We start from the raw sequence: 25,196 nt of genomic DNA on the forward strand, positions 1-25,196 counted from the left end.
TGAGCAAGCCCAGCGCAAGACTTCGTTCGTTGTGACCAACTTATGGCGGGACTTACCCCCGCAGGAGTCCGCCCATGCCGAGCACACAAAAAACGGGCGCCCGAAGGCGCCCGTCGCATGCATGAACAGCGGCGTACCGCTTACTTGTTCTCGAACATGTCCATGATCTGCTGCTTCTCCTGCGGCGTGACAGGCGGCGGCGCAAGCCCCGCCGCACCGGTCGAGCCGAGTGCGTCGTTCGCGCTGATCGCGTTCTCGGCCGGGTTGATGTCGACGTTCGCGACGAACCCGTTGCCCGGCGTGCGATCGGCGTAGTACAGCTCGCCGTCGATCGACGTCAGGCCGTCCGGCATCGGCATCTGCTGCTCGGGCACGCCGTTCAGCGCGGTGCGCATGTAGTTCACCCAGATCGGCAACGCGAGCTGCGCGCCGAATTCGCGACTGCCCAGGCTCTTCGGCTGGTCGAAGCCCATCCACGCGACCGCGACGAGCGACTGCTGATAGCCGGCGAACCAGCCGTCCTTCGCGTCGTTCGTCGTACCCGTCTTGCCCTGCAGGTCGCTGCGGCCCAGTACGTTGGTGCCCGCACCCGTGCCGGCCGTCGCGACCGAATGCAGCAGGCTGTTCATCACGTACGCGTTGCGGCCTTCGATCGTGCGCGGCGCCGTGCTGCCCGCGATCACCGGCTGCGACTTCTGCAGCGGCTGGCCGTGCGCGTCGTCGACTTCGGCGATCAGGTACGGATCGACCTTGTAGCCGCCGTTCGCGAACACCGCGTAGCCGGTCGCGAGCTGCAGCGGCGTGACGAGGCCCGCGCCGAGCGCCATCGGCAGGTACGGCGGCGTCTTCGCGGGATCGAACCCGAAGCGCTGCGTCACGTACTGCTGCGCATACTGCGTGCCGATCGACGCGAGGATCCGGATCGACACGAGGTTCTTCGAACGCTGCAGGCCGGTGCGCATCGTCATCGGGCCGTCCGGCTGGTCGTCGTCCTTCGGCTCCCACGCGGTGCCGCCCGGCACGCTCGGCGGGAAGTACAGCGGCGCGTCGTTGATCATCGTCGCCGGCCCCATGCCCTTGTCGAGCGACGCCGAGTAGATGAACGGCTTGAACGACGAGCCCGGCTGCCGCCACGCCTGCGTCACGTGGTTGAACTTGCTCTTGTTGAAGTCGAAGCCGCCGACGAGCGAGCGGATCGCGCCGTCCTGCGGCGCGATCGCGACGAGCGCGCCCTCGACCTGCGGCAGCTGCACGACCTGCCAGCCCGTCTTGCCGTCCTTCAGCACGCGCACGATCGAGCCCGGCTTGATGCGCAGCGTGTCGTTCGCGCGGGACCCGAGCGCGGCCGCCACGAAGCGCAGCCCGGCCGGGCCGATCGTCGTGGTCGCGCCGCCGACGAACTGCACCTCGACCGCGTTCGGCGACGCCGACAGCACCACCGCCGACTGCAGGTCGCCGTTGTCCGGGTGATCGGCAAGCGCGTCGTCGATCGCCTCGTCGCGGTCGTCGCCGGCCGCGGGCAGCTGGATCGACGCTTCCGGCCCGCGATAGCCGTGGCGGCGCTCGTAGTCGAGAATGCCGCGCCGCACGGCCTGGTATGCGGATTCCTGGTCGGACGAGTTGATCGTCGTCGTGACGGTCAGCCCGCGCGTATAGGTTTCGTCCTTGTATTGCTGGTACATCATCTGCCGCACCATCTCGGCGACGTACTCGCCGTGCACCGCGTACTGGTTGCCCGGCGTGCGCACGTGGATCTCTTCCTTCACGGCCGCGTCGTACTGCGGCTGCGTGATGTAGCCGACCTCGAGCATGCGCTTCAGGATGTATTCCTGGCGCACCTTCGCACGCTTCGGATTGACGACCGGGTTATACGCGGACGGCGCCTTCGGCAGCCCCGCGAGCATCGCCGCTTCCGCGAGCGTGATGTCCTTCAGGTCCTTGCCGAAATACACGCGCGCGGCGGCGGCGAAGCCGTACGAGCGCTGGCCGAGATAGATCTGGTTCATGTACAGCTCGAGGATCTGGTCCTTCGTCAGCGCCTTCTCGATCTTGTACGCGAGCAGCATTTCGTAAATCTTGCGCGTGTAGGTCTTCTCGCTCGACAGGAAGAAGTTGCGCGCGACCTGCATCGTGATCGTGCTCGCGCCCTGGCGCGCGCCGCCGTGCATCAGGTCGGCGACGCCCGCCCGCAGGATGCCGAGGAAATCGACGCCGCCGTGCTCGTAGAAGCGGTAGTCCTCGATCGCGAGCACGGCCTTCTTCATCACGTCGGGAATGTCCTGGAAGCGCACGAGGCTGCGGCGCTCCTCGCCGAACTCGCCGATCAGCACATGATCGGCCGTGAACACGCGCAGCGGCACCTTCGGCTGGTAGTTGGTCAGCGCATCGAGCGACGGCAACTGCGGCGCCATCACGACCAGCGCGTAGCCGACGATCAGCGCACCGACGATCGCCAGCGTCACGAACAGGCCGGCGAACCACAGCGCGACGCGCGAGCCGAACGAGCGGCGGCGCCCTCCGTCGCCGCTGCGCCGGGCCTGGCGGTCGTCGCGACGGTCGTGCTCGTCGTCATCGGGGTAATAGGCTCCGGACGGCGAACGGCGCAGCGAGTAGTGGGGTTCGTTCCTGTCGGAAGATGAAGGCGGTCGTTTGATAATTGGCATGTCGGAATGGCGGGCGGTCGTGGCGCCCTCGGACGCATGCGGAAACGCAAGCGAATGAATCAGAGCAGGTGCTTCGTGATGCGGCTGTCACGTCGACAGACCCCGCCGCGCGGCGATCCGTTCCCGCGACGTGACAGCGCATTTTAATGAAATCGACCGCGTGCCTTCGCGATTTTTTGTAAAAATTCCCGCATTGCCGTGATTTGCGGAACGTATTGTCCGCCTCCCCGGCCTATCATGGACACGCGACATCGCGGGCGCGGGCATTTTTCTTTCAGGCGCGAAAGGTTGACATCCCGATGCGCACGCCGCTTGAACTCCCGCGTTTAAGCCGTATTTAAGTGATCCGGTGGTGTAATATCCGCCGGCTCATGCGGGTCGGAACCGGCCCGCAACAGGCACTGCCGCCGTCACGCGGCGCCTTTCAATCACGGAGGATTTCATGTCGCTTTTCGACTCTGTTTCGCGCACGATCAAGGGCCTGCTGAACGACGCGGCCGATTCGGTACAGGATCCGTCGCGCGACGCACGTCAGATCGTGCGGGAGCTCGACGACAGCATCGGCCGTGCCGAGAATTCGCTGATCGAGATCGAGGCACAGGTCGCGACCCAGCGCAGCAAGCGCGATGCGGCCGACGACAAGGTGAAGAAGTACGAGGACGGCGCGAAGCGCGCGCTGCAGGCCGGCGACGAAGCGCTCGCACGCGAGGCGCTCGCCGCGCAGTCGAACGCGGAAGCCGAGCGCGATGCGCTCGCGGCCGAACTGACGACGCTCGAGCCGTCGGTCGACAAGCTGAAGGGGCAGATCGCCGAGATGCGCCAGCGCCGCAACGACCTGAACGCGCGCTCGAACATCCTGCAGGCCAAGCAGGAAATCGCGCAGGCGAAGGACGTCGCGGCAAGCGCGCTGGGCGGCATCGGCGGCAAGAACCTGTCCGAGGATTTCCAGAAGCTCGAGGACAAGGTCGCGCTGCAGAACGCGCGCTCGGACGCACGCCTGAACTCGGCCGACACGTCGAGCGGCAAGGCGCTCGACGACAAGCTCGCCGCGCTGAACAAGGGCCCGTCGGTCGAGGATCGCCTCGCCGCACTGAAGAAGCAGCTCGACACGCCCGCGCAGTAACGCCAACCGCGGGCAACCGCGCCGCCGCCCGCCCGGGCGTGCGGCGCGAACCGATCGCCAGGAGACGGGCGCCTGCGCCCGGTTCGACCATGAAGAAATCCCTCGCCGCACTCGGCCTCTCGCTGATGTTGCTGTCGTCCGCCGCGTTTGCGGTCCCGTCGCTGCAGCAGGTCGAGCAATCGATCGCGCAGCGCAACTGGCAGCAAGCCGACACGCAGCTGTCGCAAGTCATCGACGCCCATCCGAACAACGCGCACGCGCGCTACCTGTATGCGCAGGTGCTGGACCGCGAAGGCCGTGCGTCCGACGCGCTGACGCAACTGCAGCGCGCGAAGTCGCTCGATCCGCAACTGAAGTTCACCGACCCGTCGCGTTTCGCGCAGACGGAATCGCGCATCCGCGCCGACGCCGCGCGCGTCGGCGGCAACGCACCGTCTGCCGCACAGGCCGGCACGGTGCAGTCGTCGCTCGCACCCGCCGTCGCGCCGGCCGAAAAACACGGCCCGTCGACAGGCATGTGGATCGGCCTCGGGCTGATCGTCGCGATAATCGCGCTGGTACTGCGCTGGACGCTGCGGCGCGCCCGCACGGCCGACGACGGCCGCGCCGACGACGAACGCCGCACGCAACTCAAACGCGCCACCGACGTGCTGAACGACATCCGTCCGCTGAAGCTCGACGCGAAGCTGTCGACGGCGCCGGGCGTCGCCGCGCTCACGGGCGAACTCGACGCGATCGAGGCCGACGCACGCACGCTCGTCGAAACGCTGTCGAACGGCAAGAATCCGGTGCCGCCGTATCGCGTCGACGAACTCGAACAGCGCCATGCGAGCGTGAAGGCGCGCGTCGAAGGCCGGCCCGACCCGGCCGCGCAGCCGGCAGCGCCGGCGAACGGCCCGAACGGCAGCGGCTCCGTGTACGCGCAGGAAGCGGATCGCATGACGGGCGCGCAAGGCCAGCCGTATCCGCCGCAGCCCTACCCGCAACAGCAGCAGCCCGTCGTGATCCAGCAAGGCGGCGGCGGTTTCGGCGGCGGCATGGGCGGACTGCTGACCGGCGTGTTGCTCGGCGAGGCGATGTCGGGCGGCCGCGAGCGCGTGGTCGAGCGCGACGTGATCGTCGACGGCGAGCGCCGCCGGCAGGACGCCGATCCGGGCTTCGACCTCGGCCGCGGCGACGCTTCGAACTGGAGCGACGGCAACAGCGGCGGCGGCATGGATCTCGGCAGCAACGACGACGGCTGGACCGACGACAACACCTGACGCAATGCGGCGCGGCGACCCGCGCTGCGCCACGCACGCCACGCTCCCCTGTCCGACCGGCCGCGCCGCCGCGCGGATTTGTCAATCATTTCAAGATGGGCTACCGGCAACGGGGAGCGTTCGCTATCATGCGGCCATCGGCGTGCCACCGACCCTCATTCGACGCTTTGCATTCGCCCGCGTCGCGGCACGCCTCCTCTCGCCTCAACCAGGAGAAAGCCGCTCATGAGCATCATCAAGGAATTCAAGGAATTCGCCGTCAAGGGCAACGTCATGGATCTCGCCGTCGGCGTGATCATCGGCGGCGCGTTCTCGAAGATCGTCGACTCGGTCGTGAAAGACCTCATCATGCCGGTGATCGGCGTGCTGACGGGCGGTCTGGATTTCTCGAACAAGTTCGTTCTGCTCGGCACCATCCCCCCGACGTTCAAGGGTAATCCCGATTCGTTCAAGGACCTGCAGGCCGCAGGCGTCGCCGCGTTCGGTTACGGCTCGTTCATCACCGTGGCGATCAATTTCGTCATCCTGGCCTTCATCATTTTCCTGATGGTGAAATTCATCAACAAGCTGCGCAAGCCGGAAGAAGCCGCGCCGGCCGCCACGCCGGAAGACACCGTGCTGCTGCGCGAGATCCGCGATTCGCTCAAGCAGCGCTGAGCGCCAGGCACCCCGCCCGCCAGGCCCGCCTCGTGCGGGCCTTTTTGTTGCGCGGTGCGCCGCCGCATGCGGCCCATCCCACTTTTTTGTGACGAGCGAATGCACGTGCGGGGAAAGCAGGTCTATGATGGAGACTAAACGACAGTACGGGCGCCAAGACGCTGGCTGTGTCGATCATGGCGAGCAGGTCGACGGGAGACATTGATCGTCGTACTGCACGAATGCAACATTTTCGTGTGCTATAAAGGATCGACATGCGGCGTACATAGCCGGGAGTGGGTCGCATGAAAATGCCGCATTTCTTGCAATTGTTTTTGAGGCGAGTGTTTATGTCCTTCCCGAAAAAACGTCGGCGGGCCCAGCAGGATGGCCAGGAGTCATTCCTCGCGGTATTGCGCCACTCGAAACCGTTTGCCCAGCTCGACACCAAGATTGCCCGCGCCCGCGCGCAGGACGAACCCGTCCTCTACGCGCACGTGCTGCCCGGCCTCGACGTGCTCCTGTGCAGCGTGCGCGGCGCCCAGCCGCCCTATCCGGCCATCGCCGAACTGCGCAAGCGCTGCATCGAATCGATCGCCAACGCGCTCGAGCAGCCGCTGGACGGCCTCGAGAACGGCGGGTACTGGTACGAAGCGAACGGTTTCGGCTTCCTCGTGTTCGCGAGCCGCGCGCGTGCGCGCATCCTGCCCGAGTTTGGTGCGGGAACGAAAGCGAGCCTGCGCGGCGGCCTCGGCCGCCAGAACGCCGGCGACACGACACCCCGCTCGCTCGGCTGATCCGCCAGCCATCCGATGGGCCGCCCGAGGGCGGCCCATCTGCCATTCACGCCCCCCGCTTGCCCGTCACGCCGCCGGCTGACGCCCGTTGCCGGGCCGCACGATGTCGATGAACGCGGCGAAATCCGCGCCGGCGAGCCCTTGCGCGGCGCCCAGGCGCAGCACCTGCTGGACGGTGGCCGACACGGGCATCACGGCGCCCGTGTCGCGCGCGGCATCGGCGATCGCATCGACGTCCTTCTGGAACGTACCGAGCGCGCCGATCGGCGCATGACCGCCCGACGTCATGCGCGGCACGAACGTCTGCAGCAGCACCGAGTCGGCCCAGCCGCCGGCGAGCGCCTCGGCCAGGCGCGCGGCGTCGATGCCGCTCGCCTGCGCCAGACCGACGGCCTCGGCGATCGCCGTCACCGTCGCGGTGACGATCGCCTGGTTGCACAGCTTCGCCGTCTGGCCCGCGCCCGCGTCGCCCATGTGCGTGATGCGCGACGCGTACGTGCCGATCAGCGGCCTCACCGCGTCGAGATCGGCCGCGCGGCCGCCGGCCATCACCGCGAGCGTGCCGGCCTGCGCGCCCGGCACGCCGCCCGATACGGGCGCATCGACCCAGCCCGCGCCGAGCGCTGCCGCGCGCGCCGCGTAGTCGCGCGTCGCGGCAGGCGGAATGCTCGAATGATCGACGATGCGCAGCAGGCGCCGCGCAGCGGCATCGCCGGAGAGCAGCCCGTGCTCGCCGAACACGACGTCGCCGACCGCGCGCCCGTCGAGCACGCATACGAATACGGTGTCGACGCGCTCCGCCAGCTCGCGCGGCGTGCCGGCCACCTGCGCGCCGTCCTTCGCGAGCGCCTCCGCCTTGTCGCGCGAGCGGTTCCACACGCTGACTCGATGCCCGGCCGCCAGCAAATGCCGAATCATCGGCGCGCCCATCAATCCCGGTCCGCAAAATCCGACTTCCACGATGTTCCTCGTCTCCGATATGGGTTGCACTCGCCGCCCATCATACCTATCACTCAAGAAGCCGGGCACGCGCGGCGCCGCTGCGCAAGCCGCGCTGCGCGCCGGCGACCCGCATCGATATCCCAGGGAGTGCATCATGAGCGAGCACGTCTACAAGATGATCGAACTGACCGGCTCGTCGCGGCAATCGAGCGACGACGCCATCCGCAACGCGATCTCGAAGGCCGGCAAGACCCTGCACAACCTGCACTGGTTCCAGGTGACCGAGACGCGCGGCCACATCGAGGGCGACCAGGTCGTTCACTGGCAGGTCACGCTGAAGGTCGGCATGCGCATCGACGACTGACGCGCACACCGCACCGCGCACTGCGCACCACGCGCCGCGAGCCGGATCCGCGCAACGCGCCTCCGCCCGGCGCCGCCCTCCTCTTTCCGCACCGTCCAGGCCCCTTGCCGCGGCCCGGCCGGCGGGCGTCTGCGGGTATCCATCTCTTGACGCTGCTTTTCGTCCATATTAAAAACGATATACCCACAGTACCCCTCGATCAGCCTGGACATATAAACGGAGATACCATGAGTCAGCAACGAGAGGCGATCGACACGTACCTCTTGCGCGTCCTGCACACCCTGTTGATGGAGCGCAGCGTCACGCGCGCGGCCGTCAAGCTGAACCAGTCGCAGCCGGCGATCAGCGCCGCGCTGCGGCGCCTGCGCGACATCACCGGCGATCCGCTGCTGGTGCGCGGCAAATCCGGCATGGTGCCGACCGAATACGGGCTGCGCCTGCTCGAGCCCGTGCAGAACGCCCTGCGCGAAATCGAGCGCATCAAGTTCCAGCAGCACAACTTCGACCCGGCCACGTCGATCCGCTGCTACCGGATCGGCTGCCCCGACTACCTGAACGTGCTGTTCGTGCCGACCGTCGTCGAGCGCTTCCGCCAGGCCGCGCCGAACGCGACGCTCGAGTTCCACTCGCTCGGCCCCGCGTTCGACTACGAACTCGCGCTGGAGGACGGCAAGCTCGACATCGTCGTCGGCAACTGGCCGGAGCCGCCCGAGCAGTTGCACCTGTCGAACCTGTTCGTCGACGAAATCGTCTGCCTGATGAGCAACACGCACCCGTTCGCGAAGCGCGGCGGGCTCACGCTCGACCAGTACCTGAACGCGCCGCATCTCGCGCCGACGCCGTACTCGGTCGGCCAGCGCGGCGCAATCGACGTGCATCTCGCGCGCGAACGGCTCAAGCGCCACGTGGTCGTCACGCTGCCGTACTTCAACCTGGCGCCCTACGTGCTCGTGAAGTCCGACCTGATCTTCACGACGACGCGCCTGTTCGCCGATCACTATGCGAAGTTCCTGCCGCTGTCGGTCGTGCCGGCGCCGCTCGACTTCCCGCCGATGCAGTACTACCAGCTGTGGCACGAGCGCTGCCACTACTCCGACGAAGTGCGCTGGCTGCGCGGCCTCGTCGCCGAAGCCACCCGCACGCTGATCGAGCCGTAACGGCGCCCGCCGGCCGTGCCGTCGCGGCGCGGCGACAGCGGCGGCACGCCTCGCCAGGCGGCCGCCGGACGGCATCCGGCTCCTTCAGCGCGACGCGTCGACCAGTGCCTGCGCGAGCGCGTTGTGACGCGCGATGACGGGCGGCAGATCGAGCGTCGCCAGCCGCCCTTCCCGCACCACGACCTTTCCGTTCACCACCGTGTACGCCGTCTGCGACGGCGCGCAGAACACCAGTGCCGCGACCGGATCGTGCAGCGCGCCCGCGAACAACGGCTGGCGCAGGTCGAACGCGGCGAAATCCGCGGCCATGCCGGGCTTCAATGCGCCGATGTCGTCGCGGTTCAGCACCTTCGCGCCGCCGAGCGTCGCGATCTCGAGCGCCTCGCGCGCGGTCATCGCATCGGGCCCGAACCCGACCCGCTGCAACAGCAGCGCCTGGCGCACTTCGGCGACCATCTGCGCGCCGTCGTTCGATGCGGAACCGTCGACGCCGAGGCCGACCGGCACGCCCGCGAGCCGCATCTTCTTCACCGGCGCGATACCCGATGCGAGCCGCATGTTGGAACACGGGCAGTGCGCGACGCCCGTGCCGGTGCGCGCGAACAGGCCGATGCCCGCATCGTCGAGCTGCACGCAGTGCGCATGCCACACGTCGTGGCCGACCCAGCCGAGATCTTCCGCGTATTCGGCCGGCGTCATCCCGAACTTCTCGCGGCTGTACGCGATGTCGTTGACGTTCTCCGCGAGGTGCGTGTGCAGCGACACGCCGTACTCGCGCGCCAGCACGGCCGCGTCGCGCATCAGCTCGCGGCTCACCGAGAACGGCGAGCATGGCGCCACCACGACACGCAGCATCGCGTAGCGGCCGTCGTCGTGATAGGTCTCGATCAGGCGCTGCGTGTCGCGCAGGATGTCGGGTTCGCGCTCGACGACCGAATCGGGCGGCAGCCCGCCGTCGCGCCGGCCGACGCTCATCGCGCCGCGGCTCGCGTGGAAACGCATGCCGATCCGCTGCGCGGCGCCGATGCTGTCGTCGAGCCGGCTGCCGTTCGGGTAGATGTACAGATGATCGCTCGACGTCGTGCAGCCCGATTGCAGCAGCTCGGCCATCGCGGTCAGCGTCGACACCTCGATCATCTCGGGCGTCAGGTGCGCCCAGATCCGGTAGAGGTTCGTGAGCCAGCCGAACAGTTCGGCATTCTGCGCGGCCGGCACCGCGCGCGTGAGGCTCTGGTACATGTGGTGATGCGTGTTCACGAGCCCGGGGATCACGAGGTGGCCGCGCAGGTCGAGCACTTCGTCGGCCGTGTCGGGCAGCTCGGCGCTCGGGCCGACCGCGACGATCCGGTTGTCTTCGATGTAGAGCCCCGCGTCGCGCAGTTCACGGCGCGTGTCGTCCATGGTCACGAGCACGTCGGCGTGCTTGACCAGCAGGGTCGTCGGGCGGGATGGGGACGGGTTCGGCGCGCGTGCGCCGGCGTGCTGCTCGAGGTTCATGCGTTCTCCGCGTCGGTCTGCCCCCGGGAGCCGATCCCGGGAGCGTTCACACTGTCGTTCGAACGCTGAATCGCGGCACGCCCCGGTGCCTGCGTCCGTTCGAACGCCCTGGCCCGGTTACCCGGCGTGCTCGCCGTCTTCGGGGTACGCGCGGCCCACGGGCCGACGCACACGGCGGGAGGATCGCCCAAGCGCGCGCCGCACACAATGCGCGATCCGCAATACCGTCCCTCAGGATTTCGATATGGTATGCCGCGCAGCGCGGCACCGGACCCCGGAAACAGGCCCGGAGCGCCGGCCGGAAACCGGCCCTGACGGGCCGTCGACAGCCGCTCATGCGCGGCGCATTATCTTTGATATCGCGCCCGTATTTGCGCAGGGAACCTTTTTACAATGCCTGCACGGCGCTCGCTTCAATCTCGCCGACGGGTATGTAGCCACGTGACGTGGAGCCTCGATCCGCCGCACAGTCAATGGATCGGGCCGCCGCCGAACCTCGCATTCACACAAGGACAATTGCGAATGGGAAAGCTCACTACCCACGTACTCGATACGGCGCACGGTCGTCCCGGCGCCGCCCTCAAGGTGGACCTCTACGCACTGGACGGCGAATCGCGCCGTGCGATCAAGACCGTCCTGACCAATAGCGACGGCCGCTGCGACGAACCGCTGCTCGAAGGCGCCGCGCTTGCCGCCGGCGAATACGAGCTGGTGTTCCATGCCGGCGACTACTTCGCATCGCTCGGCGTGAAGGTGCCCGAACCCCGCTTCGTCGATCGCGTCGTGCTTCGCTTCGGCATCGCCGACGCGACATCGCACTACCACGTGCCGCTGCTCGTGTCGCCGTGGTCGTACAGCACCTATCGCGGCAGCTGACATCCGTATCGGCGCCTGCATCAAAGACAAACGATCTGAGTCTGGAGGAGTTTCATGGAAGGCTTCATCACCGACTGGCTGAACCTCGCGCTGCGATGGCTGCACGTCATCGTCGCGATCGCGTGGATCGGCGAGTCGTTCTATTTCGTCGCACTCGACAACAGCCTGAAACCGCCGACCGACCCGAACCAGCGCAAGCGCGGGGTGTTCGGCGAACTGTGGCACGTCCACGGCGGCGGTTTCTACAACATGCAGAAGTACACCGTCGCCCCGCCGGAAATGCCGGACGACCTGCACTGGTCGAAGTGGCCGTCGTACACGACGTGGCTGTCGGGCTTCTCGTTGTTCTTCGTGCTGTACCTGCTCGCGCCGAACACCTACCTGATCGACAAGAGCGTGCTCGACATGGGCCCGGTGGTCGCCGTCGCGTCCGCGCTCGGCTTCCTGATGGCCGGCTGGATCGTCTACGACTCGCTGTGCCGCATCCTCGGCACCAACGATCGCGTGCTCGGCATTTGCGTCGGCCTCTACGTCGTCATCGCGGCGTACCTCGCGTGCCACATCTTCTCGGGCCGCGCCGCCTACCTGATCGTCGGCGCGATGCTCGCGACGATCATGTCGGCGAACGTGTTCTTCGTGATCATCCCCGGCCAGCGCAAGATGGTCGACAAGATGCTCAAGGGCGAGGAGCCGAACCCGATCTACGGCAAGCGCGGCAAGCAGCGCTCGGTGCACAACACCTACTTCACGCTGCCGGTGGTGTTCGCGATGCTGTCGAACCACTATGCGATGACCTACACGAACAAGTTCAACTGGGTCGTGCTCGTGCTGATCATGCTGGCCGGCGCGCTGATCCGCCAGTTCTTCGTGATGCGCCATCGCGGCAAGCAGCTGTGGTACCTGCCGATCGGCGGCGTGGCGCTGCTGTCGGGCGCGCTGGTGTGGACGATGCCCAAGCCGGTCGCGCCGGAAGCGCAAGCGGCCAACGCGCCGAAGATCGTGATCAACGACATCATGCCGGTCCTGCAGCAACGCTGCGTCGCGTGCCACTCGTCGAAGCCGACGCTGATGGGCAGCGCCCCCGCGGGCGTGATGTTCGACACGCCGGACGAAGTGTCGAAGAACGCGCAGCGTATCTACGAGCAGGCCGTGCGCCTGAAGGCGATGCCGATCGGCAACGTCACGCACATGACCGACGACGAGCGGACCAGGCTCGCCGCCTGGTTCGAGGGTGGCGCGGTCAAGTGAGCCGCGACGCGCCGGCGTTGAGTTCCGGCGCGACCCTTTCCGTTCGCGGGCCCGGTGACGGGCCCGTTTTTTTGCGCACCGAATGCCCGCGCGCTAGTCGCGCATCGCGTCGCGCTGAAGCGCGACGAGCGCATCGAGCGCGCGCGGGCCGTCGTCGAACGGCACGAAGATGTGATCGTGGTATGCGGCGGCCATCACGTTGCAGCTGATGCCGGCCGCGCCCAGCGCCCGCGCGAACGCGGCCGTGAGCCCGACGGCCGCAAGATCCGAATGCACGGTCAGCGTGAGCCACGCGGCGCGGAACAGCACGGGCCAGCCGTGGCGGGCGGCCGCCTCCTCGCCGACGACGACCGTCAGCCCTTCCGCTTCGCGAAACGTCGCGATCGCTTCGGATAACGACACGTCGGCGCCGGACGGCAGCGACACGAACGCGAACGCGCCCGGATGAAGTTCGGGCTGCATCGTGCGCAGCAGGATCGCGAGGTCGTTTTCAGGTTGGCTCATCGGAGAAAAACGTCCGGAACGGACGTCGTGCGGTATCGATGCATGCACGATAGCACGCGCGGCAAAGCCGTCACGCAAGCATCATCGCGGCTTCGGCGGCGAGCCAGCCGCGGAACGCGACGATGCGCGGATCGTCCTGCTCGCGAGCCGGATACACGACGTGATACGCAACACCGGGCGGCGGCGCGACGCTCACGTCGAACCGACGCACGATGCGTCCGTCCGCGAGATCGCGTGCGATCATGCGCGGCGCCGCGAAACCGACCGCCGCGCCGCGAGCGGATCCCGCACGCAACGTACACGCTCGTACTTGCTCAACCGCCGGCCGGCTCCGGCAACCGCGCGATCGCCTTGATCTCGAACTGGAAGCCGTACAGCCAGGTCACGCCGACGGCGGTCAGCGTCGGATGCGGCGCGTCTCCCCAATACTCGGGGACGATCTTCCAGATCCGCTCGAATGTCGCTTCGGGATCGACGAGGAACACCGTCACGTCGACGACGTCGTCGAACGTGCAGCCGGCCGCGCCAAGCACCGCACTCAGGTTCTCGAATGCGCGGCGGACCTGTGCTTCCAGCTCCGGTTCGGGCGAGCCGTCCTCGCGGCTGCCGACCTGCCCGGACACGAACAGGAAACCGTTCGAACGCAGCGCCGGCGAATAGCGGTTGCGGTCATACAGCGCCTGGCGACCCGGCGGGAAAACTACGCTACGCTTTGCCATCCAACACCTCCATCGGTCAGTGGGGCGAAGCCGCCCCGGTATCAACGATGAAGGCACTTTAAGGAGCGTTGCCCGGCCGATAAACGGGCAACCCTGTCCAACACTGTTTGCAGGCCCCAAACAATTCCCGACCGGCGCGGAGCCCAGACCCGATGGATCGATTCGACGCAATGCAGGCGTTCGCCCGCGTGGTGGAAGCCGGCAGCTTCACGAAGGCGGCCGAGACGCTGCACATGAGCCGCACCACCGTCACGCAACTGGTGCAGCAACTGGAAGCGCGGCTGCGCGTGAAGCTGTTCAACCGCACGACGCGCAAGGTCGTCGTCACGGCCGACGGCGCCGCCTATTACGATCGCGTGGTGCGGCTGCTCGCCGACATGGACGATGCCGAAACGAGCCTGTCCGCCGCGTCCGCGTCGCCGCGGGGGCGGCTGCGCGTGGACGTGCCGAGCCCGTTCGCGCGGCTGATCCTGATCCCCGCGCTGCCCGCGTTCCACGCGCGCCATCCTGACATCCAGCTCGACATGGGCGTGAGCGACCGCGTGGTGGACGTGATCGGCGAGAACGTCGACTGCGTCGTGCGCGGCGGCGAGCCGACCGACCGATCGCTGGTCGCGCGCCACGTCGGCGACCTGCGGCTCGGCGTATATGCGTCGCCGGCCTATCTCGCGCGCGCCGGCACGCCCGCGCATCCGGACGAACTCGAAGACACGCATCACCGGATCGTCGGCTTTCTGTGGGCGCGCACCGGCAAGGCGCTGCCGTTCGCGATGGAACGCGATGGCGCGCACGTGGATGTGCGCGGGCGCTACGTGCTGGCCGTCGACGACGGCAACGCGTACCTCGAAGCCGGCCTGGCCGGGCTCGGCATCCTGTGGCTGCCCGACTACATGGCGGCCGCCCATCGCGCACGCGGCGACCTGGTGCCGCTGTTCGAGCACTGGCGGCTCGAACCGATGCCGATGTACGTCGCGTTCCCGCCGAACCGGCACGTCAGCGCGAAGCTGCGCGTCTTCGTCGACTGGATCGCCGAGCTGATGACGCAGCACGCGCCGCGCCAACGCCACGCCGGCAACGGTTCACGCAACACGCGCAAGGCCGCGGCAGCCTGACCCGCGCGTAAAACCCGCGCATAAACCGCCGCACATAAAAAAACCCGCGCATGCCGCGCGGGTTTCTTCGACAGGCTGCGACCGAAATACGACTCAGGCCGTCAGCGCGGCGAGCGCCTCGTCGGTAAGCCACAGCGATTCCAGCAGATCCTGCTCGTTGAGGTTCAGGCCGTCGCCGCCGCGATCGACGACGATGAAATCGCTGACGCCACCGAGCGCGATCAGCGGGTGATGCCACACGCCCTTCGCGTAGTTGACGCCCTGCCACCCGCTCGTCACGAACGCGCGGATCCGCGCCGGATCGAGATCGCCTGCGGGCGCCACGACGACGAGATACGGCTGGTCGTTCAGCGGCACGAAGGCCTGGCTGCCGAGCGGGTGCCGTTCGAGCATCTTCACTTCGAACGGCAGCGTGCGCGGCTGGCCGCGGAACAGGTTGACGAGCGTACGACCGCCTTCGTCGGTCACGTCGACGTGCGCGAGATCGTGAAAGCGGATCGTCGTGCCGAGGTTGATCGGGATCTGCTTCGCGCCTTCCGTTTCGATCACGTCGCCGAACGGCGCGAACGCTTCCCGGGTCAGCGGCTCGATGACAAGCGTCTTCATTTGTCGAGCGTCCCCCACAGACGCAGGCGCGACACGCCGCCGTCCGGAATGATGTTCAGCCGCACGTGCGTGACGGGGCCGAGCGACGCGATGTCGTGGTCGAAATAGTGCTGCTTGTCCATCTGCAGCTTCTGCTCGCCGAGCAGCACCGGCCAGAACATCGACTGCGTGATCAGCGAGCTGTCCGTGCCGCCCGATACGTAGGCGGCCTGGATCGAACAGCGATCCGGGTAGTTGCCCTTGAAGAACGCCGTATCGACTTCGATCTTGCGGATCACGCCCGGCTGCGCCAGCGCGATGATCGCCCAGTCGTTGCCCGGTTCGCGGCGGCGGCGGGTTTCCCAGCCGTCGCCCATGTTCACGCCGCGGCCCGGCAACAGCAGGTTCGACGCAACGCCGAAGTGCTGGTTGTTCGCGGCCACGACATAGCCGCCGTTTTCCATCGCCGCGAGATCGAACTGCTCGGTCGCGCTCGCACCGGCCCAGTCGAGCTGCGGCTGGCCGTACACGCGCAGGCGCGCGATGCCGCCGTCCGGATAGATGTTCACGCGCAGGTGCGTGAACGCGCGTGCGTCGCTCGCCTCGACGTAGTGATGGCTGTTGCCCTGCAGCGTCGTCGACGGCACGATCTCGACCCATTCGGTCGCATGCGTCGGCGCGCCGTCGGCCACGAAGGCGGCCTCGATCGACGCGGCCGGCGGGAAGTTGCCGGTGAAGTGGCTCGTGTCGATGTCGAAACCCTTGATCACGCCCGGGCGCGCGAGCTTGACGATGCACCAGTCGTAACCCGTCGTGCGTTTGCGGCGCGTCTCCCAGCCGTCCATCCACTTGCCGTGGTCGTCGTACTTGCCGGGGATGAAGACGGCCGGCTCTGGGTTCAGCATCCGGTCCTTCGGCGCGAAGAAATCGTCGCTGGCCTCGAGCGCCTGCGCACCGAGACGCGGGTCGGCAAGATTCACGTAGCGCCGAGTGAAATCGGGTGCATTGGGATCGAGAAGCGGAACAGCCATGATGTTTCCTTGTTTCAGTGGGGCGGTCGGGCCGCAGCGATGCGGCGGGCCGTGTTGCGGTGTCAGGCGTCGATCAGGTCGTCGAGGCGGAAACGCGCGATCCGGTAGATCTGGTCGAGGCTCGTGCGCAGTTCCTCGGTGCGCGAATGATTCACGCGCGACTCGAAGTTCGCGATGATGCCGTGCCGGTCATAGCCGCGCACGGCCAGGATGAACGGAAAGCCGAACTTCTCGCGATACGTGCGGTTCAGCGTCAGCAGCTTGTCGAACTCTTCCTGGGTGCACTGGTCGAGGCCCGCGCCGCTCTGCTCGCGCGTCGACTCGACCGTCAGCTCGCCGCGCACGGCGGCCTTGCCGGCCAGCTCCGGGTGCGCGTTGATCAGCGCGAGCTGGCGCACTTCGCCGGCCGCTTCCACCGCGCCGGACATCGTCCGGTGCAGCACGTCGATGCTCGCGAACGGCCGCTCGCCCGCGGCGACCTCGGCCACCCACGGCGAATGTTCGAAGATCCCCGACAGCGCCGCCACAAATGCACCCGGCGCCATCGTGTTCAGTTGATCCAACGTGTAACGCATCGCCTTCATGCTTTCCCTTCGTTTCGATGATTGGGCTGATACGGATGATGTTCACGCCAGTGACGCGCGATATCGACACGGCGCGTCACCCATACGCGATCGTGCTTCTCGACGTGATCGAGGAAACGCTGCAGCCCGCGGAACCGTCCCGGCCGGCCGAGCAGCCGGCAGTGCATGCCGATCGACAGCATCTTCGGCGCCTCGTCGCCCTCGGCGTACAGCACGTCGAACGCGTCACGCAGGTAGTCGAAGAAGTGATCGCCGGTGTTGAAGCCCTGCGGCGTCGCGAAGCGCATGTCGTTCGTGTCGAGCGTGTACGGCACGATCAGTTGCGGCGACGTGCCGCCGCCCGACACCTCGACGTCCATCCAGAACGGCAGGTCGTCGCCGTAGTTGTCGGAGTCGTACAGGAAGCCGCCGTATTCGGCGACGAGGCGGTGCGTGTTGGGGCTGTCGCGGCCGGTGTACCAGCCGAGCGGGCGCACGCCCGTCACGCGCTCGATCGCTTCCATCCCGAGACGCATGTGCTCGGCTTCGAGCTCGGGCGTCATGCCCTGGTAGTGGATCCAGCGCCAGCCGTGGCACGCGATCTCGTGGCCGAGCTCGACGAACGCACGCGCAAGCTCCGGGTGACGCTCGATCGCCATGCCGACGCCAAACACCGTCAGCGGCATCCCGCGCTTCTCGAACTCGCGCAGGATGCGCCATACGCCGGCCCGCGAACCGTACTCGTAGATCGACTCCATGCTCATGTGGCGGTCCGGATACGCGGCCGCGCCGACGATTTCGGACAGGAACTGCTCGGAGCCCGGATCGCCGTGCAGCACGCAGTTCTCGCCGCCCTCCTCGTAGTTCAGCACGAACTGCACGGCGACGCGGGCGCGCCCCGGCCAGTTCGCCTGCACGGGATGGCGGCCGTAGCCGATCAGGTCGCGAGGATAGTTGGGATCGAGTGACATGGGTTCGAAGTACGGCGCAAGCTGACTGAAATAATGGGTTCGCATCGACCGCCCGGGTGCCGGAGGCCCGCCGCGCAGGCCGATGCAACGACGGCCCAGTGTAGCGAAAACGCTCATACGCGCCCATACAGCGGCGCAGATAGTGCGTGTCAGACGGTGTGTATGTGCGGGTGCGGCAATTCCCCGACCGGTTCCGCCGCCGCCCCGCCCGGCGGGCTGAAGCGTGCGAACGCGCCGTCGTAGCGCTTCGGCAGCGGCCGCGCGTAGTCGCCGCGCTTCGCGGTCGCGAGGCGCAGCGCAACGAGCGCCTCGGCCCACTTGACGGCCGCCGTGACGCCCTCGACCACCGGCGCGCCGATCTGCTGCTCGATCTCGTGCGCGAACTCGGCCATCCCGGCGCAGCCGAGCACGATCGCGTCGGCGCCGTCCTCGTCGAGCGCGCGCCGGCATTCGTCGACGATGATCCGGCGCGCGGCCGATCCCGGCCGGTCGAGCTCGAGCACCGCGACGTCGGTCGCGCGCACGTTGCGGCAGAACCGCTTCATCCCGTAGCGCTCCGCGAGGTGCCACGCCATCCCGCAGGTGCGCGCAAGCGTCGTGACGACCGAGAAGCCGGGCGCGAGCACGCTCGCCGCATGCATCGCCGCCTCGGCGATGCCGATCACCGGCCCGCGCGCGAGCTCGCGCGCCGCGTAGAGCCCCGGATCGCCGAAGCACGCGATCACGTACGCATCGGAACCGTCGCGCTCGCCTTGCGCAATCTCGGCGAGCAGCCCGGGCGTCGCAAGCGCCTCGTCGTAGTACCCTTCGATCGACGGCGGCCCCATCGGCGGGCTCACCGCCACGATCTCCGTGCCGGCGGCCGCGACCTCGCGCGCGCAGTGGCCCATCGCGTCGGTCATCCGCTGCGTCGTGTTCGGATTGATCAGTCGGATCTTCATCGCCCTCTCCTCAGGCCTTCGCGCCCGCAAGCAGCCGGTAGAACACGAAGCCGAGCCCCGCGCCGATGAACCACGAGAAGTTCGCGACGCCCTGCCAGCCCGGCACCATCACGCAGACGATCGCGATCACCGCGGCCGGCAGCAGCGCGGCGAGGGCACGGCGGTTCACGCCGCCCGTGTACCAGTACGCGCCGCTGTCCGACATCGTGTACAGGTCGTCGCGCACGAGCCGGCCGCGCTTGACGAAGTAGAAGTCGGCGATCAGCACGCCATACAGCGGGCCGATGAACGCGCCGAGCACGTCGAGCGTGTAGTGGATCACGGCCGGGTTGTTGAACAGGTTCCACGGCGTGATGAAGATCGACGCGACGGCCGCGAACATCCCGCCCGCGCGCCAGCTGATCAGCCGCGGCGCGACGTTCGAGAAGTCGAACGCCGGCGACACGAAGTTCGCGACGATGTTGATGCCGATCGTCGCGATCGTGAACGTCAGCGCGCCGAGGATCACCGCGGTCGGATGGTCGATGCGGCCGACCGTCTCGACCGGATCGGTGATGAGTTCGCCGAACACCGGCAGCGTCGCTGCCGTCGTGATCACCGTGACGAGCGAGAACGCGAGGAAGTTGACCGGCAGCCCCCAGAAGTTGCCGCGCTTCACGTCGCCGAACGAGCGGCAGTAGCGCGAGAAATCGCCGAAATTCAGCATAGGCCCGGAGAAGTACGACACGACCAGCGACACGGCCGTGATCATCACCGGGATCACCTCCGCGCCGTGATACTTGACGCCGCCGAGGTTGATGCCGATGTTGCGCCAGCCCGCGCGCCACACCATGTAGCCCGCCAGGATGAACATCACGACGTAGACGGCCGGGCCCGCGAAGTCGATGAACTTCTTGATCGTCTCCATCCCGTTCCAGAACACGAACGCCTGCAGCACCCACAGCAGCATGAAGCCGGCCCAGCCCACGGCCGACAGCCCGAGGAAGCCGTAGCGATGGACGTCCGCGTACGGCAGCCATTGCGGGAAGAACTTCAGCACGACGATCACGAGCGCGCTCGACGCGAGATAGGTCTGGATGCCGTACCACGCGATCGCGATCAGCCCGCGGATCACGGCCGGCACGTTCGCGCCGAGCACGCCGAAGGTCGCGCGGCACGCGACCGGATACGGCACGCCGATCTGCTGGCTCGGCCGTGCGATCAGGTTGCACAGCAGGTTCACGAGGCCGATCCCGACGATCAGCGCGATCAGCACCTGCCAGCTCGTCAGCCCGAGCGCGAACAGGCTGCCCGCGAACACGTAGCCGCCGACGCTGTGCACGTCCGACATCCAGAACGCGAAGATGTTGTAAGCGCCCCATGTCTGATTCTTCAGGGGTGCCAAATCTTCGTTGTACAGACGTTTGCTGTAACCATCCGGCAGCGCCGGGTCGCCGCCCTCGCCGCCTTCTTCCGCCGGATAGGCGCTGTCGTGCGCCACACTGAACTGAGCCATGACTTCTCCTTGACGCGGCCGGGCGGCCGCTCCACCGTCATCGATATCGCTCCGGATGGACGCCCGGAGTCGGACCAGCGGCCCGCGGCGGACACCGCGGGCCTGCATTGCGCTCGTTCTGTGGCGCGCGGCCGGGTTCGCGTCGCCGCTCAGGCGCCGCCGAACACTTCGCGCAAATCGACCTGCCCTTGCGCGGGCCGGTCCAGCATCTTCAGTTCGACATGCTGCAGGTGGTGCGCCATCAGCGTCACCGCCCGCTTCGGATCGCCCGCCTCCAGCGCGGCGAGGATATCGTCGTGGTCGTCGCACGAGCACGGGCTGCGCCCGTGCGATTCGTACAGCGCCGACATCAGCGTCGAGCGTGCGACCAGCCCCTCGAGGCACTCGCTGAGCGTCGCATTGCCCATCAGCGTGGCGAGCGTCGTGTGGAACTCCCCCGACAGGCGGATCCACGCCGCGAAATCGTGCCGCTCGAACGCCTTGCGTTCCTTGTCGATCAGCGCGGCGACGCCCTTCAGGCGCTTCGCGCCGGGCCCGGTCGCGAGCCGCTCGACCACGGCAAGCTCGATGATCCGGCGCATCTCGAACACCTCGTGCACGTCCTGCAGCGTCGGGCTCGCGACAAACGCGCCGCGGTTCGGCTCGAGATCGACCAGCTTGTCGGTCGCGAGCTGCGCGAGCGCCTGGCGGATCGTCCCCCGCTTCACGCCGAACACGTCGCAGAGCTGCGCCTCCGTCAGCTTCGCGCCGGGCGCGAGCCGGTGCTCGAGGATCGCCGTGCGGATCCGCTCGGCGATCGCTTCGGGACTGGCCGCACCGGACGGATGGGATTCGGGCTCGTTCATGATCTGCATCGTGTGATGGTCCTCATCGTAGGGCGGACATAAAGATTGTCAACAATTCTTTTCCAGCATTGCGCACAATCCGCGTGCATCGGTGTGACTCCATTCAGTGCAGGCTGCGCCATATCCTTGCATGACGGACTTCAAAGGCCTGCCAGAAGCGCTTTTCGTCGTATACCCTGGCGGCCATTTTGTTGACAAAAATGGTGCACAACCTCGCGGAGACCTGGTTGCGATCAGCGAAAATGTTCGACCGTTAGTTGCGTATCAAGATAAAGAAAAAGGCGGGAAACCCGCCTTCCGATCGAGCGCGCCGGCATCAGCCGAGATGCGGATAGTCCGACAGCGTGAGCCGGAAACCGTGCGCATTCGCCACCAGTTGCGCCTGCGCGCCGAACGGCAGCGTCAGCAGGTCGGGCACATGGCCGAACTGGAGCCCCGTGACGACCGGAATCCCGATCACCGAGCGCACCTGGGCGATCATCGCCTGCATGTCGTAGCCGTTGTCGTACTCGAACGGGCGCGCACCGGTGAACTGGCCGAGCACGAGCGCCTGCTGGCGCGCGAGCAGCCCCGACAGGTGCAGCTGATAGATCATCCGCTCGATCCGGAACGGCTGCTCGTTGACGTCCTCGATGAACAGGATGCCGCCCTCGATGTCCGGCATGTACGGCGTGCCGACGAGCGACGAGAGGATCGCGAGGTTGCCGCCCCACAGCGTGCCCGTCGCGTTCACGGCCTGCACCTGCGGCGCTTCGGCGACGATCGTCGTGGTCGGCTGCGTCAGCGTCTGCCAGAAGTGCTGCATCGTGAAATCGCTCGGCGTTTCCGCGCCGAAATCGGCGGACAGCATCGGGCCGCCGAACGTCTTGATACGCGCCTTCGCGTACAGCGCGAGCTGGATCGCCGTGAAATCGCTGTGGCCGACCAGCGCGATCGGCTGGTCGCGCAGCCTGCGCTCGAGCCCGCGATAGTCGAGCCCGTGCAGGATTCGCGCGGCGCCGTAGCCGCCGCGCACCGCGAGCGCGATGTCCGGCAGCGGCCGCTCGGGATCGGCGAGGCGGTTCAGGTCGCCTGCCCGCTCGCCGTCGGTGCCGCCGAAACGCTGGAAGCGCCGCTGCGTCGCCTCGATGTTCTCGATGCGTTGCTGCGCGGTACTGAGGCGCTCGAGCGCGCGATTGATCGCGTCGGGGTCGTGCGGATAGCCGGACGGCGCCAGCAGGCGGATGGTGTAGGAGGCGGCGGGCTGCAAGGACATGGCGAAAGGTGTCGTGGCGTCAAACCTGCTTAGAGGGTCCGAACCGTCTCCGGTTCACGGCGCCGCGCGCCCGGCTCATGCCGGGCGACAGGCGCGGCGGGCGCGCCTACGACGCGCCGGATTCGGCGTCGCGGGCCAGCCGCGCTTCGCGCAACGCGCGACGGCGTTCCGCGAAGAACGACTTCAGCGCGGCGCCGCACTCGTCGGCAAGCACGCCGCCGGTCACTTCGGTGTGATGGTTGAGTTGCGGATTCGCAAACGCGTCGATCACGCTGCCGCAGGCGCCCGTCTTCGGATCGGCAGCACCGTAGACCACCCGCGCGATGCGCGCATGCATGATCGCGCCGGCGCACATCAGGCACGGTTCGAGCGTCACGTACAGTTCGCAGCCGGGCATCCGGTAATTCTGCAACTGCTGCGCCGCCATGCGCAGCGCGGCCATTTCCGCATGGGCCGACGGGTCGTGCCCGCCGATCGGATGGTTGAAGCCGCGCGCGATCACTTCGTCGCCGCGCACGAGCACCGCGCCGACCGGCACCTCGCCGGCTGCGCGGGCCTCTTCGGCAGCGGCCTGCGCGAGACGCATGAAATGCAGGTCGCGCGCCGACACGGGCGCGGCTTCGGAAACGGGAGAATCGGCGGCGGGTACGGCCGCCGGCGCGGCTGCATCGTGCAGCGCGTCGGACGTCACATCGGCCCCGCTTCGGCGGACACGTCGTCGAGCCCGCGCTCGCACAGGCGTTCCGCGATGCGCCGGCAGTAGTCGCGCGGCATCACCATCGGCCCGCCGCGCAGCGACTCCAGCGCCATGTCGAGTGCCAGGATCTTCGCCTGCAGCCGGCAACGCGCGGCACGGTCGCTGACCGCCTGCACTTCGTCGTGCAGGTTGCGCAACGCGCGCAATTGCTCGACGGCCGGCGGCACGAAGCCCGCGTTCTTCAGGATACGGTTGGCCACCCGCACCTCCTCGGGCACGAGCAGGTCGTCGTCCAGCGCCTGCGGCGCGCCGGTACCCGGCAAATCGTCGAACTCGCCCCGCGCGGCGGCGGCGGCGATACGTTGTTCGACCAGGGCGTCAAGCAATCTCATCAGTCAATCGGAACAATGCGGCAGGCCGAATTCTAGCAGGGTGACGCGGGTATGACAGGCCCTTCGAATATATGCTCGATATTGCGCTTTTTAGGGGCCGAATCGAGGCGCATGCGTGCCGATCGGAGGCTGTTGCCGCCTTGCTGCGCCGCAGCGGGCCTGGATCGGCACGCGCAAACGATGTCGTGCCCGGTTTTCCTCACGGACGATGCAGATTCGCTCGCGCCGGCGAGGCGGATAGCGCCCCGCTTCCGCGGCCGGGTCACGCGGCCGCCGGGTCCGGCCGCGCGGTCGCGAACGGCCGGAACATCGTCGCGATCAGGAACGCACCGATGCCGACGGCGAACGAGCCGACGTACAGCCAGCCATAGCCGCCGAACGTGTCGACGACCAGGCCGCCGGCGACGGGGCCCGCGGCCATCCCGAGGCTTCCTGCCATCGCGCAGCCGCCGATCACGGTGCCCATCATCCGTAGCGGAAAATTCTCGCGCGCAAGCACCGCATACAGCGGCATCACGCCCGCATAGATGAAGCCGAACAGCGTCGCGACCGCGTAGAACCCGTCGAGCGTGTGTACGAACGCGTAGCCGAGCGCGCCGAGTGCCTGCGCGAGCAGCCCCGCCACCAGCATGCGCTTTGCGCCGACGCGGTCGCCGAGGAGCCCGAACGCGATCCGGCCGCCCATGCCGGCGAGCCCTTCAACGCTGTAGATCGACACGGCGGCGATCAGCGGAATCCCGCAGGTCACGGCGTAGCTGACCGTATGGAAAATCGGGCCCGAGTGCGTCGCGCAGCAGAGGAAGTTGGTCAGGAGCAGCACGACGAACTGCGGCGAGCGCAATGCGTCCGCGACCGACATCGCCGCGGGCGCCCCCGCCGGCGCAGGCGCCGTGCGCGCGCCGGCAAGCGCGGGCGCACGGCGCACCAGCAGCGACGCCGGGATCATCACGACGGCCGCCAGCGCGGCGACCAGCAGCATCGACGTGCGCCAGTCGCGCACCGACACGAGCCATGCAGCCAGCGGCGCCATCGTCATCGGCGCCATTCCCATGCCGGCCGATACGAGCGAAACCGCCAGGCTGCGGTGGGTATCGAACCAGCCCGTCACGCACGCCATCATCGGCGCGAATATCGCGGCCGTCGCGCCGCCTACGGCGAGACCGAAGGTCAGCTGGAACGCGAGCAGCGACGTCGCGCGACTCGCCAGCGCCAGGCTCGCCGACAGCAGCACCGCGCCCGCGATGACGACCGGCCGCGCGCCGACGCGATCCGACAGGCTGCCCCATCCGATGCTCGCGAAGGCCATCGCGATGAAGCCCAGCGTCATCGCGCCGGAAATGCCGGTCATCGACCAGCCCGTGTCGCGCGCGATGGCGCGCAGGAACACGGGCAGCGAAAACATCGCGCCGATCGCGACGCAGCCCGTCAGGCCGCCTGCGGCGACGATCACCCAGCGGTATCGGGAATCGGGCATAGGGGTCTCCTCATTCGTCACGTCCATCCTCGGGAACCGGGCGGCGG

26 protein-coding genes are annotated in these 25,196 nt (G+C 67.7%); 9 read left to right on the plus strand and 17 right to left on the minus strand.

The genetic code is table 11. From position 1 onward, the window contains the following. Window positions 1–140: 140 nt before the first annotated feature. Window positions 141–2,663: a penicillin-binding protein 1A gene (locus tag GQ57_RS26500; protein WP_031399314.1), complete on the minus strand. Its 2,523-nt coding sequence runs from the start codon at window positions 2,661–2,663 to the stop codon at window positions 141–143. A 442-nt stretch (window positions 2,664–3,105) separates the two neighbouring features. On the opposite strand from GQ57_RS26500, the gene GQ57_RS26505 reads away from it, so the two are divergent. From GQ57_RS26505 to GQ57_RS26520, 4 genes are all read left to right on the plus strand, one after another. Continuing rightward, window positions 3,106–3,786 (plus strand): PspA/IM30 family protein, encoded by a 681-nt coding sequence (locus GQ57_RS26505; protein ID WP_031399315.1) that lies wholly within the window; start codon window positions 3,106–3,108, stop codon window positions 3,784–3,786. Between the two features lie 89 nt (window positions 3,787–3,875). Further along, on the plus strand, window positions 3,876–5,048 hold the full coding sequence (locus GQ57_RS26510) for a tetratricopeptide repeat protein (RefSeq protein ID WP_034199456.1): 1,173 nt from the start codon (window positions 3,876–3,878) through the stop codon (window positions 5,046–5,048). 225 nt (window positions 5,049–5,273) lie between these two features. Next, window positions 5,274–5,705 carry a large conductance mechanosensitive channel protein MscL gene (gene mscL, locus GQ57_RS26515; RefSeq protein WP_006487991.1) on the plus strand — a complete coding sequence of 144 codons (432 nt, stop codon included), beginning with the start codon at window positions 5,274–5,276 and terminating at the stop codon, window positions 5,703–5,705. A gap of 329 nt (window positions 5,706–6,034) precedes the next feature. Continuing rightward, the gene (locus tag GQ57_RS26520; RefSeq protein WP_027784713.1) at window positions 6,035–6,481 is read left to right on the plus strand and encodes a hypothetical protein; all 447 of its coding nucleotides are present in this window, start codon (window positions 6,035–6,037) and stop codon (window positions 6,479–6,481) included. Window positions 6,482–6,547: 66 nt separating this feature from the next. Here the strand turns inward: GQ57_RS26520 and GQ57_RS26525 are convergent, their stop codons facing one another. After that, entirely contained in the window at window positions 6,548–7,441 is an 894-nt protein-coding gene (locus tag GQ57_RS26525; RefSeq protein WP_034199457.1) for an NAD(P)-dependent oxidoreductase, read from the minus strand. 136 nt (window positions 7,442–7,577) lie between these two features. On the opposite strand from GQ57_RS26525, the gene GQ57_RS26530 reads away from it, so the two are divergent. Further along, the gene (locus GQ57_RS26530; RefSeq protein WP_034199458.1) at window positions 7,578–7,787 is read left to right on the plus strand and encodes a dodecin; all 210 of its coding nucleotides are present in this window, start codon (window positions 7,578–7,580) and stop codon (window positions 7,785–7,787) included. Window positions 7,788–8,014: 227 nt separating this feature from the next. Continuing rightward, window positions 8,015–8,944, plus strand: coding sequence for a LysR substrate-binding domain-containing protein (locus GQ57_RS26535; RefSeq protein ID WP_006402708.1), 930 nt, complete (start codon window positions 8,015–8,017; stop codon window positions 8,942–8,944). A gap of 84 nt (window positions 8,945–9,028) precedes the next feature. Here GQ57_RS26535 and GQ57_RS26540 read toward each other — a convergent pair whose 3' ends face one another. Then, window positions 9,029–10,441 carry an 8-oxoguanine deaminase gene (locus GQ57_RS26540; protein ID WP_034199459.1) on the minus strand — a complete coding sequence of 471 codons (1,413 nt, stop codon included), beginning with the start codon at window positions 10,439–10,441 and terminating at the stop codon, window positions 9,029–9,031. Between the two features lie 522 nt (window positions 10,442–10,963). On the opposite strand from GQ57_RS26540, the gene uraH reads away from it, so the two are divergent. Further along, on the plus strand, window positions 10,964–11,317 hold the full coding sequence (gene uraH / locus GQ57_RS26545; RefSeq protein WP_031399319.1) for a hydroxyisourate hydrolase: 354 nt from the start codon (window positions 10,964–10,966) through the stop codon (window positions 11,315–11,317). A gap of 54 nt (window positions 11,318–11,371) precedes the next feature. Then, window positions 11,372–12,565 (plus strand): urate hydroxylase PuuD, encoded by a 1,194-nt coding sequence (locus GQ57_RS26550; RefSeq protein ID WP_031399320.1) that lies wholly within the window; start codon window positions 11,372–11,374, stop codon window positions 12,563–12,565. Window positions 12,566–12,658: 93 nt separating this feature from the next. Here the strand turns inward: GQ57_RS26550 and GQ57_RS26555 are convergent, their stop codons facing one another. From GQ57_RS26555 to GQ57_RS26565, 3 genes are all read right to left on the minus strand, one after another. Then, on the minus strand, window positions 12,659–13,069 hold the full coding sequence (locus tag GQ57_RS26555; protein ID WP_031399321.1) for an ACT domain-containing protein: 411 nt from the start codon (window positions 13,067–13,069) through the stop codon (window positions 12,659–12,661). Between the two features lie 70 nt (window positions 13,070–13,139). Then, window positions 13,140–13,364 (minus strand): LysR substrate-binding domain-containing protein, encoded by a 225-nt coding sequence (locus GQ57_RS26560; RefSeq protein ID WP_034199460.1) that lies wholly within the window; start codon window positions 13,362–13,364, stop codon window positions 13,140–13,142. Between the two features lie 19 nt (window positions 13,365–13,383). Continuing rightward, the gene (locus GQ57_RS26565) at window positions 13,384–13,788 is read right to left on the minus strand and encodes a RidA family protein (protein ID WP_031399322.1); all 405 of its coding nucleotides are present in this window, start codon (window positions 13,786–13,788) and stop codon (window positions 13,384–13,386) included. A gap of 152 nt (window positions 13,789–13,940) precedes the next feature. Between GQ57_RS26565 and GQ57_RS26570 the strand changes: the two genes are divergently transcribed. After that, window positions 13,941–14,900 carry a LysR family transcriptional regulator gene (locus GQ57_RS26570; RefSeq protein WP_034199461.1) on the plus strand — a complete coding sequence of 320 codons (960 nt, stop codon included), beginning with the start codon at window positions 13,941–13,943 and terminating at the stop codon, window positions 14,898–14,900. Window positions 14,901–14,993: 93 nt separating this feature from the next. Here GQ57_RS26570 and GQ57_RS26575 read toward each other — a convergent pair whose 3' ends face one another. The 11 genes from GQ57_RS26575 to GQ57_RS26625 form a co-directional block, all read right to left on the minus strand. Next, complete coding sequence (locus tag GQ57_RS26575; RefSeq protein ID WP_031399324.1) at window positions 14,994–15,506, minus strand: ureidoglycolate lyase; 513 nt, start codon at window positions 15,504–15,506, stop codon at window positions 14,994–14,996. Then, window positions 15,503–16,516 carry an allantoicase gene (alc, locus tag GQ57_RS26580; protein ID WP_031399325.1) on the minus strand — a complete coding sequence of 338 codons (1,014 nt, stop codon included), beginning with the start codon at window positions 16,514–16,516 and terminating at the stop codon, window positions 15,503–15,505. Before alc ends, GQ57_RS26575 begins: the two co-directional genes overlap by 4 nt. A 62-nt stretch (window positions 16,517–16,578) precedes the next feature. Next, the gene (gene uraD, locus GQ57_RS26585) at window positions 16,579–17,100 is read right to left on the minus strand and encodes a 2-oxo-4-hydroxy-4-carboxy-5-ureidoimidazoline decarboxylase (protein ID WP_034199462.1); all 522 of its coding nucleotides are present in this window, start codon (window positions 17,098–17,100) and stop codon (window positions 16,579–16,581) included. Beyond that, window positions 17,097–18,050, minus strand: coding sequence for an allantoinase PuuE (gene puuE / locus GQ57_RS26590; RefSeq protein ID WP_031399327.1), 954 nt, complete (start codon window positions 18,048–18,050; stop codon window positions 17,097–17,099). Before puuE ends, uraD begins: the two co-directional genes overlap by 4 nt. Window positions 18,051–18,199: 149 nt before the next feature. Then, window positions 18,200–18,991 carry an aspartate/glutamate racemase family protein gene (locus GQ57_RS26595; RefSeq protein WP_034199463.1) on the minus strand — a complete coding sequence of 264 codons (792 nt, stop codon included), beginning with the start codon at window positions 18,989–18,991 and terminating at the stop codon, window positions 18,200–18,202. Between the two features lie 10 nt (window positions 18,992–19,001). Continuing rightward, window positions 19,002–20,486, minus strand: a complete 1,485-nt coding sequence (locus GQ57_RS26600; RefSeq protein WP_034199464.1) for an NCS1 family nucleobase:cation symporter-1 — start codon at window positions 20,484–20,486, stop codon at window positions 19,002–19,004. A gap of 149 nt (window positions 20,487–20,635) precedes the next feature. Next, on the minus strand, window positions 20,636–21,340 hold the full coding sequence (locus tag GQ57_RS26605) for a GntR family transcriptional regulator (RefSeq protein WP_031399330.1): 705 nt from the start codon (window positions 21,338–21,340) through the stop codon (window positions 20,636–20,638). Between the two features lie 307 nt (window positions 21,341–21,647). After that, window positions 21,648–22,586 (minus strand): muramoyltetrapeptide carboxypeptidase, encoded by a 939-nt coding sequence (gene ldcA / locus GQ57_RS26610; protein WP_034199465.1) that lies wholly within the window; start codon window positions 22,584–22,586, stop codon window positions 21,648–21,650. Between the two features lie 106 nt (window positions 22,587–22,692). Continuing rightward, window positions 22,693–23,277, minus strand: coding sequence for a tRNA adenosine(34) deaminase TadA (tadA, locus tag GQ57_RS26615; RefSeq protein WP_031399332.1), 585 nt, complete (start codon window positions 23,275–23,277; stop codon window positions 22,693–22,695). Then, a complete protein-coding gene (locus GQ57_RS26620; protein WP_031399333.1) occupies window positions 23,274–23,675 on the minus strand; it encodes a DnaJ family domain-containing protein in 402 nt (133 codons plus the stop codon). The genes tadA and GQ57_RS26620 overlap by 4 nt, the downstream gene beginning before the upstream one ends. Before the next feature lie 262 nt (window positions 23,676–23,937). Next, entirely contained in the window at window positions 23,938–25,149 is a 1,212-nt protein-coding gene (locus GQ57_RS26625) for an MFS transporter (RefSeq protein WP_034199466.1), read from the minus strand. Between the last annotated feature and the right edge of the window lie 47 nt (window positions 25,150–25,196).

This window comes from Burkholderia sp. MSh2 (assembly GCF_000731655.1).
Lineage (GTDB): Bacteria > Pseudomonadota > Gammaproteobacteria > Burkholderiales > Burkholderiaceae > Burkholderia > Burkholderia paludis.

Coding starts and splice junctions, on each gene's coding strand:
- uraD (WP_034199462.1), bottom strand. CDS start 17,100: ATGAAGGCGATGCGTTACACGTTGGATCAACTGAACACGATGGCGCCG.
- puuE (WP_031399327.1), bottom strand. CDS start 18,050: ATGTCACTCGATCCCAACTATCCTCGCGACCTGATCGGCTACGGCCGC.
- GQ57_RS26550 (WP_031399320.1), top strand. CDS start 11,372: ATGGAAGGCTTCATCACCGACTGGCTGAACCTCGCGCTGCGATGGCTG.
- GQ57_RS26520 (WP_027784713.1), top strand. CDS start 6,035: ATGTCCTTCCCGAAAAAACGTCGGCGGGCCCAGCAGGATGGCCAGGAG.
- GQ57_RS26600 (WP_034199464.1), bottom strand. CDS start 20,486: ATGGCTCAGTTCAGTGTGGCGCACGACAGCGCCTATCCGGCGGAAGAA.
- mscL (WP_006487991.1), top strand. CDS start 5,274: ATGAGCATCATCAAGGAATTCAAGGAATTCGCCGTCAAGGGCAACGTC.
- ldcA (WP_034199465.1), bottom strand. CDS start 22,586: ATGTCCTTGCAGCCCGCCGCCTCCTACACCATCCGCCTGCTGGCGCCG.
- GQ57_RS26535 (WP_006402708.1), top strand. CDS start 8,015: ATGAGTCAGCAACGAGAGGCGATCGACACGTACCTCTTGCGCGTCCTG.
- GQ57_RS26595 (WP_034199463.1), bottom strand. CDS start 18,991: ATGAAGATCCGACTGATCAATCCGAACACGACGCAGCGGATGACCGAC.
- GQ57_RS26500 (WP_031399314.1), bottom strand. CDS start 2,663: ATGCCAATTATCAAACGACCGCCTTCATCTTCCGACAGGAACGAACCC.
- GQ57_RS26565 (WP_031399322.1), bottom strand. CDS start 13,788: ATGGCAAAGCGTAGCGTAGTTTTCCCGCCGGGTCGCCAGGCGCTGTAT.
- GQ57_RS26540 (WP_034199459.1), bottom strand. CDS start 10,441: ATGAACCTCGAGCAGCACGCCGGCGCACGCGCGCCGAACCCGTCCCCA.
- uraH (WP_031399319.1), top strand. CDS start 10,964: ATGGGAAAGCTCACTACCCACGTACTCGATACGGCGCACGGTCGTCCC.
- GQ57_RS26505 (WP_031399315.1), top strand. CDS start 3,106: ATGTCGCTTTTCGACTCTGTTTCGCGCACGATCAAGGGCCTGCTGAAC.
- GQ57_RS26605 (WP_031399330.1), bottom strand. CDS start 21,340: ATGCAGATCATGAACGAGCCCGAATCCCATCCGTCCGGTGCGGCCAGT.
- alc (WP_031399325.1), bottom strand. CDS start 16,516: ATGGCTGTTCCGCTTCTCGATCCCAATGCACCCGATTTCACTCGGCGC.
- GQ57_RS26625 (WP_034199466.1), bottom strand. CDS start 25,149: ATGCCCGATTCCCGATACCGCTGGGTGATCGTCGCCGCAGGCGGCCTG.
- GQ57_RS26575 (WP_031399324.1), bottom strand. CDS start 15,506: ATGAAGACGCTTGTCATCGAGCCGCTGACCCGGGAAGCGTTCGCGCCG.
- GQ57_RS26570 (WP_034199461.1), top strand. CDS start 13,941: ATGGATCGATTCGACGCAATGCAGGCGTTCGCCCGCGTGGTGGAAGCC.
- GQ57_RS26530 (WP_034199458.1), top strand. CDS start 7,578: ATGAGCGAGCACGTCTACAAGATGATCGAACTGACCGGCTCGTCGCGG.
- GQ57_RS26555 (WP_031399321.1), bottom strand. CDS start 13,069: ATGAGCCAACCTGAAAACGACCTCGCGATCCTGCTGCGCACGATGCAG.
- GQ57_RS26510 (WP_034199456.1), top strand. CDS start 3,876: ATGAAGAAATCCCTCGCCGCACTCGGCCTCTCGCTGATGTTGCTGTCG.
- GQ57_RS26620 (WP_031399333.1), bottom strand. CDS start 23,675: ATGAGATTGCTTGACGCCCTGGTCGAACAACGTATCGCCGCCGCCGCC.